This is a genomic window from Actinomyces stomatis (assembly GCF_031292835.1).
GTDB classification, from domain to species: domain Bacteria; phylum Actinomycetota; class Actinomycetes; order Actinomycetales; family Actinomycetaceae; genus Actinomyces; species Actinomyces stomatis.
Window position 1 is genome coordinate 13,257 of the sequence record NZ_JASPEP010000007.1, and the last position, 13,853, is coordinate 27,109.

A 13,853-nucleotide genomic window follows, 5' to 3' on the forward strand; every position below is an offset into this window, starting at 1 on the left:
CGGATCGGCCGATCAGCCCGGATCAGCCCGCCGGGCGCAGCAGCTGGACACCCATCCGCGCCTGATAAATTTATCAAGCCCGGCGGCGGCTGATTCGGTCGGCTGTTCCAGCCTCAGCCGGCGAAGAGGGCGGCGGCCTCGGGCGAGCGCAGGCGCGCGGCGGCGGCGGCCACGCGCTCGTCGGTGTCGGTCAGGCTCATGCGCACCCGCCCGGCCCCGGCCTCGCCGTAGAAGTCACCGGGGGCCACGACGATCCCGAGCTCGGCGAAGGCCCCCACGAGCTCGTAGGCGCTCATCGACTCGGGTCCCCGGAGCCACAGGTACAGGCCGGCCACGGAGGCCGGGTCGTTGACGAGCCCGGCGGCGGCGGTCGCCTCGACGAGCACCTCGCGGCGCTCCCGGTAGACCTCCTTCTGCACGTCCATATGAGCCTCGTCGCCGAGGGCGGCCACGAGGGCCGCTTGCACCGGAGTCGGCATGAGCATCCCGGTGTGCTTGCGCACCTCGGTGACGGCGCCCACCAGCTCCGCGTCACCGGCGAGGAAGGCCGCCCGGTAGCCGGCCAGGTTGGACTGCTTGGACAGGGAGTACAGGGCGAGCAGACCGGTTCGGCCCACTTCCCCTCCGACCCGGGGATCCAGGAGGCTCGGGATCGGCTGAGTGTCCCACGGCGACTCCCACCCGAGCTCGGCGTAGCACTCGTCAGAGATGACGACGGCGCCCCGCGCCCGAGCCCAGGCAACGATCCGAGCCATCTGCTCGACGCTCAGGACGTGACCGTCGGGGTTGCCGGGGCTGTTGAGCCAGACGATGGCCACGGGTGCGTCCTCGGAGATGCCCCAGGTGGCGGGGTCGGCGTCGGTGTCCACGGGGACGGGGGTGGCCCCCACGAGGCGGGCGCCGACGTCGTAGGTGGGGTAGGCGGCTCGCGGGTGCAGGACGAGGTCGCCGGGGCGCACCCCCAGGTGCAGCGGCAGGAGGGCCACGGACTCCTTGGAGCCGATGGTGGGGATGACCTCGTCCTCGCCCAGGCCGGCCACGCCCCGACGTCGCTCCATCCACTCGGTGATGGCGGCACGTACCACGGGGGCGCCGACCGCCGTCGGGTAGCCGGGGGCGTTGGCTGCCGTGGACAGGGCGTTGCGGGCGATCTCGGGGGTGGGGTCGACGGGCGTGCCCACCGCGAGGTCGACAACGCCGTCCGGGTGCTGGGCGGCCCGCGACCGGTAGGGGCTCAGAGAGTCCCAGGGGAAGTCGGGCAGGGCGAGCCGGCGGGGCAGGTGGTGGCTGGGGACGGTCTCAGGTGTCGCACTGGTGGTCACGGACCCTGATTCTTCCTCACACGCCGGGGGCGTCTCCACCCCGGCCCCGCCCGTCGACTCAGTAGCCGTTGGCCTCTCTCCACTCCACGTTCTGCGGGGGCAGGGCGGCGATCATGGGGTCGTCGTAGTCCAGGGCACCGGTCCTCTGGGCACCCCCGGGCGAGCCCAGTCCCTTGAGCTCGAAGAAGTCGATGTTGGCGCGGGTGTAGTCCTCCCACTCCTCGGGAACATCGTCCTCGTAGAAGATCGCCTCGGTGGGGCAGACGGGCTCGCAGGCTCCGCAGTCGACGCACTCGTCGGCGTTGATGTAGAGGCTGCGTTCACCCTCGTAGATGCAGTCGACGGGACACTCGTCGACGCAGGCGCGGTCCTTGACGTCGACGCAGGGCTGGGCAATGACGTACGTCATAGCAGCAGTGTCCTTTCTCCTCTGGGGGGATCCTCCCGCGCGGGTGGGCGGGGTCGGAGCAAGTATGGTCCCCCAGTGCCCGTCGACCCAAGAGGTGAGAGAGTGGCCGTCAGCACGCCGAAAACTCAGGGTTGTCACACCGCGATTACGTCACTACCGCGGCGCGAATGTCATAGGCAACAATCGATGCATCCCGATCTGCATGCCCGCCGTCACAGGAGCCGCAGACTCACGCAGCACTAGTTGCAGATCATATCGACATCGCCGTCATACTTGGTGGTCAGGACGTCGTCGGGCAGGGCCTTGCCGTCGTGCTTGCGGGTGCGGGTGACAGTGATGTCGAATCCCGGCTGCCCCCCGGAGGTGGGTTCACAGTTGGGACCGGACCCGTGCTCGGTCCTCACAGGACGAAAGTTGGAGCGCTCTGAGGAGGTGATCGACACGTCGTAGTACTTCGTGGACCACATCCGCACGTGGATCTGCTCACCGTCCAGCCATGCCTGGACCAGTACCGCGTGGGGCGTGGAGTTCGTGAACTTCATGTCGAGATTGCCGGTCCACAGGGTCGCCTCACGCCCAGCCGGGTAACGCTCGAAGTAGTACTGGTGGGGATGATGCTCGGTGTCATCCATCCCGGCCTCAAAACCGGCGTTGAAGGTGGTGGTGGCCACCTGGCTGAGTCCACCTCCCATCGCGTCAACATGCTCTCCGTTCTGAATGACCCCGGCGGCGGCGAACCCGTGCTCGTAGTCGACCTCGCCGAGGGCCTTCTCCAGGGAGAAGACCTCGCCGGGCTTGACGACCGTGCCGTTGACGAGCTCGGCTCCGCGAGTGAGGTTCTGCGTGCGCGGCGCGTCCCCGGCGTTGTACGGGGTGGCGAACTCGCCGATCGCCTCGCTGATGCCCCACTCGTTCTGCGGTGTCGTCACCGTCGGCTCGGCCACGACCATCGGCAGGGTCACGGTCCGACCGGCGGCATCGGTGGCGGAGGTGCCGGCCTTGAGCAGGCTTGCGGACAGGGCCGCGGTGTCGATGACCTTGCCCTGGGCGGCGGGGACATACTGGGGACGCGCCCCGGGGGCGCCGGTGGCGGAGCCATCGATCTTCCAGGTCGCGTTCTGGACCGGGGTCTCGACCTGGCCGACCCTGGCGACGACGGCGTCGCGCAGCGCGGTCGGGTCGAAGGTGGCGCTCAAGGTGCCGCCCTCGGAGGAGATCTTCAGCATCGCGGCGGTGTCCTGCGGCGAGAAGGCCGCGGCCGCACCGGGATTCTTGCTCTGTGCGCCGGCGCTCGCCGCATTCACGGTCAGCCCGCTGGAGAGCAGCGGCGTGAGGGTGCCGTCGACGAACTTCGTGGCTTCCTCATCGGTGATGGCGGGGATCGCAGTGCCCTCGGCCATGGCGAGGGTCTTCTTCCCCAGGGGCCAGGTGCCGGCGAGCTGCTTGAGAGAGGCATCGACGTCGAGGCCGATGCCGTTGCTCGCAGGGGTGGTGACCGGCTTGGTGCCCTCCAGGGTCACGGTCGCCGAGACCGCACCGTTGGCCATCGTGTCGACCCGGTCCTCCAGGGCGCCGCGCAGGGCGGTGGAATCGACCCGGATGACGGCGTCGGTGCGCTGACCGCCGAGGCGCTGGGTCAGGGTGACGGGATTGAGGGTGAACCCGGTGAGCTTCTTGACCGAGGCGTTGGTGTCGACCGAGACGCCTGATTTGGCGGGCACGAGCTCGGCGCTCCCCTGCCCGACGGTGAGGGTGACGGGCTGGGCGAGCTGGTCACCGACGCCCTTGCTGATGCGGTCGCGGGCCTCCTTGGAACTCAGGCCGGAGACGTCGACACCGGAGACGGTGGTGCCCGAGGCGATGTGCTGGGTGGTCCACCAGGCGATGCCGCCCCAGGCCAGCAGCAGGGCGGCGGCCCCGGCGGCGCAGGCGGCGGGAATGAGGCGCCGACGGCGCGAGGCGCTCGATCCGGCGGCCGCACCGTTGGTCTTCTGCGTGACGTGGGCCTTCACGGGCTCCTGCACCCTCTCAGCCGTGGCCAGAGGCCCGGGGACGGCGGCGGGAACAGCGTTCTCCCCCACCGGATCAGTAGCGCCCCCGATGGGCTCCCGCCCCGGCGAGACCGGGGCCGCGACGGTTCCGGTGGCCGGGGATGCCTCGGTGGTCGCAGCGGCCTCAGCGGTTCCGGCGGCGTCGACGACGGCGGGCGTGGCCTGCACGGGCGTCGAGGGCGACGCCCCGGATGCCGGGCTCTTCGGTGCGATCGATGGCGGCATGCCGCCGGAGTCGGGGCTCCATGCGCTGCCCTGCCGGGGCTCGGCCGCTGCATCGGCACTGATCGACTCGTAGGGTGAGAGGGCCTCGGCAGGGGTGGTGGCCTCGTCGAAGACGCTCGTCGACACCGGCGTCGTCACCGGTTCAGCGACTGCGGTATCGGCGGCGGCCGGCTCGGAATCGGTCGCCTCATCGGACTCGTCAGCAGGGGAGGCGGCCTCGCACACGCCCTGATCCGCGACCTCGCCAGTGTCCTCGGTGACGGGAGTCCTCTCCTCGGGCTGCTCGGCGACGACGGGAGCCTCCTCGACGGACCCGGCCGACTCGACGGGTTCAGCGGACTGGGCCGACTCAGCCGCCTCGACGGGCTTGACGACCTCGGCAATATCGGCAGGCTGCTCCTCCTGGGCCTCGCCGCCGGGCTCCTCAGCCGACTCATCCTGAGACTCGTCATCGAGGTTGAGAGTCGGCGTGTCATCAACGCGCCCGCCCTCGGCGGAGTCAGCCCCAGCACCCCTCCCCTCGGGCTGCTCAACGACGGCCGGGGTCTTCTCGGGCTCCTCGGCCTCCCTCTCGACGGAGTTGGCCGGCTTGACAGGCTCAGCCGGCTCGACGACGTCGGCTGCGACCTCGGAGGCGGCGGACTTCTCCCCGCGGTTGACGGACTGGCTCATGGGCGGCGGTTCCTCTCAGGCCTCGGCACGGCGACGACGGGCGTTCTCGCGGAAACGCTCCTGGGAGTTGAGGATGACCTTGCGGATGCGCACGGCCTCCGGGGTGACCTCGACGCACTCGTCGTCGGCCGCGAACTCGAGGGCCTCCTCCAGGGTGAGGCGGCGCGGAGGCACGAGGGCCTCGAAGGTGTCCGCGGTGGAGGAGCGCATGTTGGTCTGCTGCTTCTCGCGGACCACGTTGACGTCCATGTCCTCGCCGCGGGGGTTCTCCCCCACGACCTGGCCCTCATAGGTCTCCTGGGTGGGCTCGACGAAGAAGCTGCCGCGGTCCTGCAGGCGGATGAGCGCGTAGGCGGTCACGGCCCCGGCGCGGTCGGAGACGAGGGAGCCGGTGGTGCGCGAGACGATCTGCCCGGCCCAGGGGGCGTATCCCTCGGCGATGGAGGAGGCGATGCCGGTTCCGCGGGTCTCGGTGAGGAACTGGGTGCGGAAGCCGATGAGGCCGCGGGCCGGCACGAGGAACTCCATGCGGATCCAGCCGGTTCCATGGTTGGTCATGGTCTCCATCTGGCCCTTGCGGGCGGCCATGAGCTGGGTGACGGCGCCCAGGTACTCCTCGGGGACGTCGATGGTCATGCGCTCGATGGGCTCGTGGCGCTTGCCGTCGATGGTGCGGGTGACCACCTGGGGCTTGCCGACGGTCAGCTCGAATCCCTCGCGGCGCATCTGCTCCACGAGGATCGCCAGTGCCAGCTCGCCGCGTCCCTGCACCTCCCAGGCGTCGGGCCGGGTGGTGGGCAGGACCCGCAGGGACACGTTGCCGATGAGCTCACGGTCCAGGCGGTCCTTGACCTGGCGGGCGGTGACCTTGGCGCCCTTGGTGCGCCCGGCCATCGGGGAGGTGTTGATGCCGATGGTCATGGCGATGGCCGGGTCGTCCACGGTGATGAGCGGCAGGGGGCGCGGGTCCTCGGGGTCGACGAGGGACTCGCCGATGGTGATGTCCTCGATCCCGGCGACGGCGACGATGTCACCGGCGTGCGCCTCCTCGGCGGGCTTGCGGTCCAGGCCCTCGGTGACGAGGAGCTCGGAGACGCGGGCGGAGGTGAGCGAGCCGTCGTGGCGGGCCCAGGCCACCGTCTGCCCCTTGCGCAGGGTGCCGTTGTGGATGCGCAGCAGTGCCAGACGCCCCAGGAAGGGTGAGGCGTCCAGGTTGGTGACGTGGGCCTGCAGGGGCGCGCCGTCCTCGTAGGAGGGGCCGGGGATCCGTTCGATGATGGTGCGGAAGAGCGGCTCGAGGTTCTCACTGGCCGGCAGCTCGCCGTCGGCCGGGGCCTCGGTGTCGGCGCGGCGGGCCTTGGCGGAGGCGTAGATGACGGGAACGTCCAGGACGGCGTCGAGGTCGATGTCGGGGTGCTCGTCGGCCAGGTCGCTGGCCAGGGACAGCAGCAGGTCGGTGGACTCGGCGACGACCTCGTCGAGCCGGGAGTCGGGGCGGTCCACCTTGTTGACCACGAGGATGACCGGCAGGTTCGCGGCCAGGGCCTTGCGCAGCACGAAGCGGGTCTGGGGCAGGGGCCCCTCGGAGGCGTCGACGAGGAGGACGACGCCGTCGACCATGGACAGCCCGCGCTCGACCTCACCGCCGAAGTCGGCGTGACCGGGGGTGTCGATGACGTTGATGATGATGCCCTCGGGGCAGCCGGCGTCCGCGGCCGAGGGGCCCGAGTAGTGGACCGCCGTGTTCTTGGCGAGGATCGTGATGCCCTTCTCGCGCTCCAGCTCACCGGAGTCCATGACGCGCTCGCCGGTGGTCTCCTCGGTGGCCCGGGCCCCGAAGGCGCCCGCCTCCCAGAGCATGGCATCGACAAGAGTGGTCTTGCCGTGGTCGACGTGGGCGACGATGGCGACGTTACGCAGGTCCTGGCGCACGCTCATAGGGGGCACTTCTTCCGGTGGGGGACGCCGCGGGCCAGGCACCTCTCACGGCACCGGCCACAGGGCATGAAACAGGGAAAGACTAGAGGACGCCGGTCGCGACCTGCCATGGCAGGGCCGACACCCGGCCTGTGCCGCCTCTCACCTCGACCATTCAGGAGCCGACGGCATCAACCGCCGGGCGGGACTGCGAGCCACGAGCCGCCGGTCACTCCACAGCCGGCTCGACTTGCTCCACCTCCGGGGAGACGGCGCACGCCCACAGACACCCGAGCAGCACCAATACGCATGCCCCGGCGGTCGTCAGCACACCCGCACCCTGGCCCAGCCACACCGCGAGGGCGGGAACAGCCACGTAGCCGAGCGGCGCAACACCATCCCCGGCGAGGTAGTCCAAGGCGAAGACAGAGGGCAGCGCGTCACGCTCAACTCGAGACTGAAGAAACGTCTCCCACGCCACCGCCGTCGACGCAATCACAGTACTCGACACACATACCAACGCCGCGACAAGCCAAAGAGGCGCACCGAGCACCACGCCGACCGGAACCGGTACGAAGCTGAGGAGCGCAACCAGGCACAACACCGGGCGCGACAAGCGGGATGGCACACGAAGCAAGGACCCAACGATTCCACCGACCGCAAACAAGGACTCACTGACTCCGATGAACCATAACGCCCGATAATCATCGCGCAGCATCACCGGGTATATCGTCATGTAACTCCCCCACACCGTAAAGTGCCACACACCGGAGCCGACCAGCACAACGAGAACACCTCGGGAACGTGCGGCGACCCGCAGGCCCCGCTTCAGCGCGGTGACGCGATCCGCACGACCCGTTCTGCGCCCTTTCGGCAGGCGGATCTGCGACAGCAGGCACGCGAGCATCAGCAGGGAGACCAGCCACCAAGCGTCGGCAACACCTCGCCATGACTGCACCACCGCAATGAGTCCAGGGCCGGCGACCGCGCACAGACCAGCGACAACAGCCCTGGCGGAATTCATCCGATCCAACAGATCCGACCGCACGAGGTCTGCGACATAGGACCCCATCGTTGGGTACATGATCGATGCGACGAACTCCAAGGCGAATGACACAGTGACGTACACGCCGAGCCCAACCGAGCCGGCATGACTCAGCATCGCGATACCGCCGCAGATGACGACCCATGCGGCTGCCGCACCGCCGAACATGGTCTTGGGGCTGACGTGAACCAGCATCTGCGGAGCCAGCAACGCACCCAAGATACCCGGCAGCGCGCCCACGCCGAGGACCAGCCCGACGCCGGAGGCGCTGTAGCCCTCCGACGCCACAGCTATCGCCAGCAATGCGGGAACCGCCGAATTCGCCAGGACATACAGGCCTCGCGACACAAGAAACTCAACGACGTACTCCTCCGCCATCAGCTTCATTCGGCTACCCTTCCCGCCACGCAGCCAGTACGTGTTCGTCCGTCTCGCCGCCGTTCACCAAGTACACCAAGGCGCTGATGGGGCGGGTCATAGGAGCACGGTCACGGCCGCGAGCGCGGCGGCGAGCAGCACTGCGACGATGACGACCGGACGGTTGAGGCTGCTGGTCACGCCGGTGGTCGTGCCCGGCGCCACCTCATTGGCGGCCCGACCAGGACGGCTGCGCACCTGCTCGGCGTAGGCCTCGATGAGGGCTCCGGCGTCGCCGGTGTCGAGGTTGGTGCGGTGAGTCCCCTCCCCTGAGAGGTACTCCGGGCGCACCGCTGGGGCCGGTTCGGAGTCGCGCAGGCCGTCGCGCCGCTCCTGCTGCTCGCGCAGCGCCTGGCGGCGCCGGAAGGACTCGGCCATGCCGCCGCGGCGGGGAGCGGCCGAGGCGCGCACCTCGACGTCGTCGGGCGTGATGACCGCCAGTCCCCAGCGGGTGCGGCACAGCTCGACCTCGTCCCAGCCCAGCACGTGGGTGCGCCAGGCGTTGCGGATGGTGAGGGCCTGCGGGGCCAGGGTGATCTGCGGGGCCCACCACAGCAGCCAGGTGAGGAAGGTGAGTGTTCCCGCCCAGGCCAGGGTGCGCAGCCCGTGGGCGGCGCCGTCGGCGAGGCCGATCGTCAGGGACATCCCCCCTGCGGCCAGGCCGATGAGGACGGTGCCGAGGCGGGCCGGCAGGGACCGGATGACGACGGTCGGCATGACAGGGGGCACAGTTGTGGACACGTCTTCTTGCACGGGCGCATCATGCCGCACCAGCTCTCGTCCGTCGTCATCCGGTCCGGTTGCGGGCACCGGCTCAGCTCTTGACGTAGCCGATGCGCTCGGGCCGGAAGGAGGCCAGTCCCTGGGCGCCGAAGTTGCGCAACGTCTTGGGCACGGCGGTCAGCTGCATGCGCTGGTAGATCGGGATGTTGAAGACGTTCTCCCACAGGACCTTGTCGAGCTCGTTGGCGAGCTTGTTGCGCTCGGCGCCGTCGGGGGTCGAGCCGATCTTGGCGACGTACTGGTCGACCTCGGGGACGGACAGGCCGGTGTAGTTCGACTGGCTGGTCGAGGCGTAGTACTGACCCGCGTTGGCCAGGGGGTACTGGGTCTTCTCGGTGGTGAAGGCCGTCAGCGCGTAGTTCTTCTTGTTGATGTACTCCGGGAAGTACTTGTCGATCTCGACCGTGGAGACACTGAGCTTGATGCCGACCTCGTTCAGCTGCTTCTGGAGGAGGTTGGCCTCGTTGGTGGCCACGGGGGCGTTGGAGGGGATGGTCATCACCAGCTCGAGCTTCTTGCCGTCCTTGGCGCGCACGCCGTCGGATCCGGCCACCCAGCCGGCGCCGTCGAGCAGCTTCTTGGCGGCCTCGACGTCGTGGCCCCAGCTGGTGGAGTTGTCCTGGTAGCCCTCCTGGACGGGCAGGAAGAAGCGGTTGCCCAGGAGAGTCTTCTTGGCGTCCACCGGCAGGCCCGCCAGGTCGGAGGCCGCAATGGCCTCGCGGTTGCAGGCCCGGACAATGGCCTGGCGCACTGCCTTGTCCGCCAAGGGGCCGGAGGAGGCGTTGAACATGATGTGACGCCACTGCAGGCCGGTGTTCTGGCGGACCTCGGCGTCGTCGCGGCCACTGGCCTGCTGGTAGACGTCGGCGGAGAAGATGTAGTCCAGGACGTCGATCTCCTTGTTGGCGAAGGCCTGCCCCAAGGCAGAGTCGTCCAGGACGTGCAGGGTGACGGTCTCGAGCTTGGGGGTGGCGCCCCACCACTTGTCGTTGCGCTCCAGGGTGATGACCTGCTTGGACTCGTCGTAGCTCTTGATCTTGAAGGGGCCGGCGAAGTAGTCGTTGTTGAACTTGGTGGCGCCGGCCATCGACTCGTTGAAGGTCTTGGCATCTGCCATGAGCTCCCTGGGGGTGACGCCGGCCAGGGCATTGGACCAGTCGGGGTAGACCGAGTTGAAGGTGACCTTGGCGGTCTGCTTGTCCACGACCTCGACCTTCTCGACCTTGTCGAGTCCCTCAACAGTGGCCCAGGAGTAGCTGGGGTCCTTGACGTGGTCGAAGAACACCTTGATGTCCTCGGAGTCCCACTTGCGCCCATTGCCCCAGGTGGCCTTCTCGTTGACGGCCACGGTGACCACAGTCTTGCCGCCGACCTCCGCGGCCTCGAGCTTGGTGAGGAAGTCGGGGTTCGGCGTCGCCTTGCCGTCCGCGGCCCAGTCGACGACGAAGGGGGAGACGAACTTCATGACCAGCCACACGTCGACGACGTTGCCGTCCACGGTCGCGGCGTTCCAGTTCGCCGGCGCCGAGCCGATGCCGAAGCGCAGCGTACCCCCGTCCTGGAGCTCCTCGGGGGCGGCGGTGGGCACGCCGGCGGTGGAGCCCGAGGAGCCGGAGCCGTTCTTGGCGCAGGCTGCCAGGGCGGTCAGGACGGCCGCGGAGGTCGTCGTGGCGAGGAACATGCGGCGGTTGAGCTTCATGGGAATCTCCGTTCACTATGGGCGCCGTCGTCGGCGCGCGGTGGTGGGCAGGATCGGTGGACAGTGCGATGGGTGGACTCGGGGGCGGGGGACGTCAGAAGACCGCGGTGCGCTCGGGGTAGTAGCAGGCGACCTCGTGGTCCTCGCCCTGGGAGCGGAACTCCGGCATGGCTCCCAGGCAGGCCGAACGCTCGTCGTCGGTGAGTCCTGTGGCGAACTTCGGGCAGCGGGTGCGGAAGCGGCAACCCGAGGGCGGGTTGGCGGGGCTGGGCAGGTCGCCCTCCAGGACGATGCGGCTGCGACCTCGCTCCTTGGCCGGGTCCGGGATGGGGATCGCCGAGAGCAGGGCCTGGGTGTAGGGGTGGGCCGGGGCCTCGAAGATGGTGTCGACGTCGCCGATCTCCACGATCCGCCCCAGGTACATGACGGCGACACGGTCAGCGATGTGGCGCACCACTGACAGGTCGTGGGCCACGAAGAGGTAACTGAGCCCCATGGTGGCGCGCAGCTCGTCGAGCAGGTTGATGACGCCGGCCTGGATGGACACGTCCAGGGCGGAGACCGGCTCGTCGAGGACCAGGAGGCTGGGCTCGAGGGCCAGGGCGCGGGCGATGCCGATGCGCTGACGCTGCCCGCCGGAGAAGTTGCGCGGGTAGCGGTTGGCGTGACTGGGCTCGAGCCCGACGAGCTCCATGAGCTCCTCGATGCGCGGCCCGATGTCCGTCTTCTTCCAACCGTTGGCCCGCAGCGGCTCGGCGATGATGTCGAAGATCGGCAGGCGCGGGTCCAGGGAGGCCATGGGGTCCTGGAAGACGATCTGCAGGTCGCGGCGCACCTGGCGGCGTTCGGCCCGCCCCAGGTCGGCCGTGTCCTTGCCCAGGACCACGATCCTGCCCTCCTGGGGCGCCTGGAGGGAGAGGACCTCCATGAGGGTGGTGGTCTTGCCGCAGCCGGACTCGCCGACCAGGGCCAGGGTCTCGCCCCGGCGGACGTCGAAGGAGACGCCGTCGACGGCGTGGACGGTGCCCACGCGTCTCTTGAAGACGGCTCCCTTCATGAGGGGGAACTCCTTGACGAGGTCGGTGACGCGCAGGACCTCGGGGCGCTCGGCATGCGGCAGGCTCATGGTCTCGGCGGTCTTGAGAGCCGGGACGGGGTAGATGTGGGAGTAGTCGAGCTGGTCCCGTTCGATCTCGTCGCGGCGGCGGCAGGCCGAGTACTGGGCGCCGGAGCGGGTCTCCTCGCCGTCGGTCCCGTCGCGCTCCACGAGGGTGAGCGCCGGCTCCTCCTGGGCGCACTCGGCCTGGGCCATGGGGCAGCGGGGGATGAAGGGGCATCCTCGGGGCAGCTCCAGCAGCGAGGGCGGGTTGCCCTCGAGGGTGGCCAGGGCCGAGTCCTTGCGCGCGTCCAGACGGGGCAGGGAGCCGAGCAGGCCGATCGTGTAGGGCATGCGCGAGCGGTAGAAGATGTCGTCGACGTCGCCGGTCTCCACGATGCGCCCCGCGTACATGACGGCCACCCGGTCCGCCATGCCGGCCACGACCCCCAGGTCGTGGGTGATCATGATGACGCCGGCACCGGTCTCCTTCTGGGCGGTGCGCAGCACGTCGAGGATCTGGGCCTGGATGGTGACGTCGAGAGCCGTGGTGGGCTCGTCGGCGATGATGAGATCGGGGTCGTTGGCGATCGCGATCGCGATGACGGCCCGCTGGCGCATGCCGCCGGAGAACTCGTGGGGGTAGGCCTTGGCACGCACCTGCGGGTTGGGGATGCCCACCAGGTCGAGCAGCTCGACGGCGCGCTTGTGGGCGTCCGCCTCGCTCATCTCGGGATGGTGGATCCGCAGGGCCTCGACGATCTGGGCGCCCACCGTGTACACGGGGGTCAGGGCGCTGAGCGGGTCCTGGAAGACCATGGCGATCTGGGAGCCGCGAATGCGGGACATGTAGCCGTCGGGCCGCCCCAGCAGCTCGGTGCCGTGGAGGCGCACCGCCCCGGTGACCTCGGCGGACTCGTCGAGCAGTCCCATGACCGCCGTGGAGGTGACGGACTTGCCCGAGCCGGACTCGCCGACCAGGGCCAGCACCTCACCGCGGGCGACTGACAGGTTGACTCCGCGCACGGCGTTGACGCGCCCGTCCTCGGAGGGGAAGGAGACGTGCAGGTCGGCGACCTCCAGCAGCGGGGCGGTGCTGGAGGGGTCCGGGAGCGCGTCGTCGGTGCTTCTGGCGTCGACGGCGGGAACGGCCGCGGTGCTCTTCGTGGCCTCGGTGGACGTGCTGGAGCTACTCGTGGGAGTCATGCCTTGCCTCCGGACTTGGACGAGGGGTCGATGGCATCGCGCAGACCGTCACCCATGACGTTGACGCACAGGAGCATGAGGACGAGCACGGCTGCCGGGGCCAGGAAGATCCAGGGGTAGGTGGTCGCCGAGCGCTGCCCCTCTGCGATGAGGGTGCCCAGGGAGGTGTTGGGCGGCTGTACCCCGAAGCCGAAGTAGGACAGCGTCGTCTCGCTGATGACGGCGTAGGCCACGTTGATGGTGGCGTCGACGATGAGCAGGGAGGCGATGTTGGGCAGGATGTGGCGCGCGATGATGACGGGACTGGGCACGTTCATGAACCGGGCGGCGTTGACGTACTCCAGGTTCTTCACGCTCAGGGTCAGGGAACGCACCACGCGGGCCGTGAGCATCCAGCCGAAGCCGGCCAGGAGGATGATGAACAGTGCGATGGAGCCCTTGGCGGCTCCGGCACGCTGGGAGAGGATCGCGATGATGAGGAAGGAGGGGACCACCAGGAGCAGGTCGGTGGCCCACAGGGCGATCTTCTCCCACCAGCCGCCGAAGTAGGCGGCCGAGGAGCCGATGACGGCGGCGACGCCCGTCTGGAGCAGGGCGACGAAGACGCCGATCATCATGGACTTGCGGGTGCCCTCCACCACCATCGCGTAGACGTCACGGCCGCCCTGGGTGGTGCCGAACCAGTGATCGGCGCTGGGGGCCTGGAGGAAGGCGGAGGAGTCGACGTCGGTGAAGGTCCAGGAAGTCACGGCGTCGCCGAAGAGCGCGAAGAGCACCATGACCAGGAAGCCGACCGCGCCGACGACGGCTCCCTTGTTGCGCCAGAAGCGCCGGGTGATGATCTGCCTGCGGGTCAGACGCCGGGAGTCCCTGGGGGTCTCCTTGGTGATGTCACCCAGGTCCTCGGGGCTCAGCGGGGCCTCCCCGCCCTGCTCGACGGCGGCGTAGCCGCCCACCGTCATCTGCTTGCCGATGGAGGCCATCCCATTGGGTTCAGCGTTGCGCGCCATG

9 protein-coding genes are annotated in these 13,853 nt (G+C 69.3%); all 9 read right to left on the reverse strand.

All coding sequences use genetic code 11. The features are described 5' to 3' along the window. Window positions 1–113 precede the first annotated feature (113 nt). Entirely contained in the window at window positions 114–1,322 is a 1,209-nt protein-coding gene (gene dapC, locus RIV12_RS05935; protein ID WP_309322806.1) for a succinyldiaminopimelate transaminase, read from the reverse strand. 58 nt (window positions 1,323–1,380) lie between these two features. Beyond that, window positions 1,381–1,731 (reverse strand): ferredoxin, encoded by a 351-nt coding sequence (gene fdxA, locus RIV12_RS05940; protein WP_075418232.1) that lies wholly within the window; start codon window positions 1,729–1,731, stop codon window positions 1,381–1,383. A gap of 239 nt (window positions 1,732–1,970) precedes the next feature. Then, on the reverse strand, window positions 1,971–4,679 hold the full coding sequence (locus RIV12_RS05945; RefSeq protein WP_309322807.1) for a VanW family protein: 2,709 nt from the start codon (window positions 4,677–4,679) through the stop codon (window positions 1,971–1,973). 15 nt (window positions 4,680–4,694) lie between these two features. After that, window positions 4,695–6,617 carry a translational GTPase TypA gene (gene typA / locus RIV12_RS05950; RefSeq protein ID WP_075418230.1) on the reverse strand — a complete coding sequence of 641 codons (1,923 nt, stop codon included), beginning with the start codon at window positions 6,615–6,617 and terminating at the stop codon, window positions 4,695–4,697. Between the two features lie 208 nt (window positions 6,618–6,825). Next, window positions 6,826–8,028 (reverse strand): MFS transporter, encoded by a 1,203-nt coding sequence (locus tag RIV12_RS05955; protein WP_309322808.1) that lies wholly within the window; start codon window positions 8,026–8,028, stop codon window positions 6,826–6,828. 87 nt (window positions 8,029–8,115) lie between these two features. Then, a complete protein-coding gene (locus RIV12_RS05960) occupies window positions 8,116–8,799 on the reverse strand; it encodes a hypothetical protein (RefSeq protein ID WP_309322809.1) in 684 nt (227 codons plus the stop codon). 73 nt (window positions 8,800–8,872) lie between these two features. Next, entirely contained in the window at window positions 8,873–10,540 is a 1,668-nt protein-coding gene (locus RIV12_RS05965; protein WP_309322810.1) for an ABC transporter family substrate-binding protein, read from the reverse strand. A 94-nt stretch (window positions 10,541–10,634) separates the two neighbouring features. Beyond that, window positions 10,635–12,842, reverse strand: a complete 2,208-nt coding sequence (locus RIV12_RS05970; protein ID WP_309322811.1) for an ABC transporter ATP-binding protein — start codon at window positions 12,840–12,842, stop codon at window positions 10,635–10,637. Then, a complete protein-coding gene (locus tag RIV12_RS05975; RefSeq protein WP_309322860.1) occupies window positions 12,839–13,825 on the reverse strand; it encodes an ABC transporter permease in 987 nt (328 codons plus the stop codon). Before RIV12_RS05975 ends, RIV12_RS05970 begins: the two co-directional genes overlap by 4 nt. Window positions 13,826–13,853 lie beyond the last annotated feature (28 nt).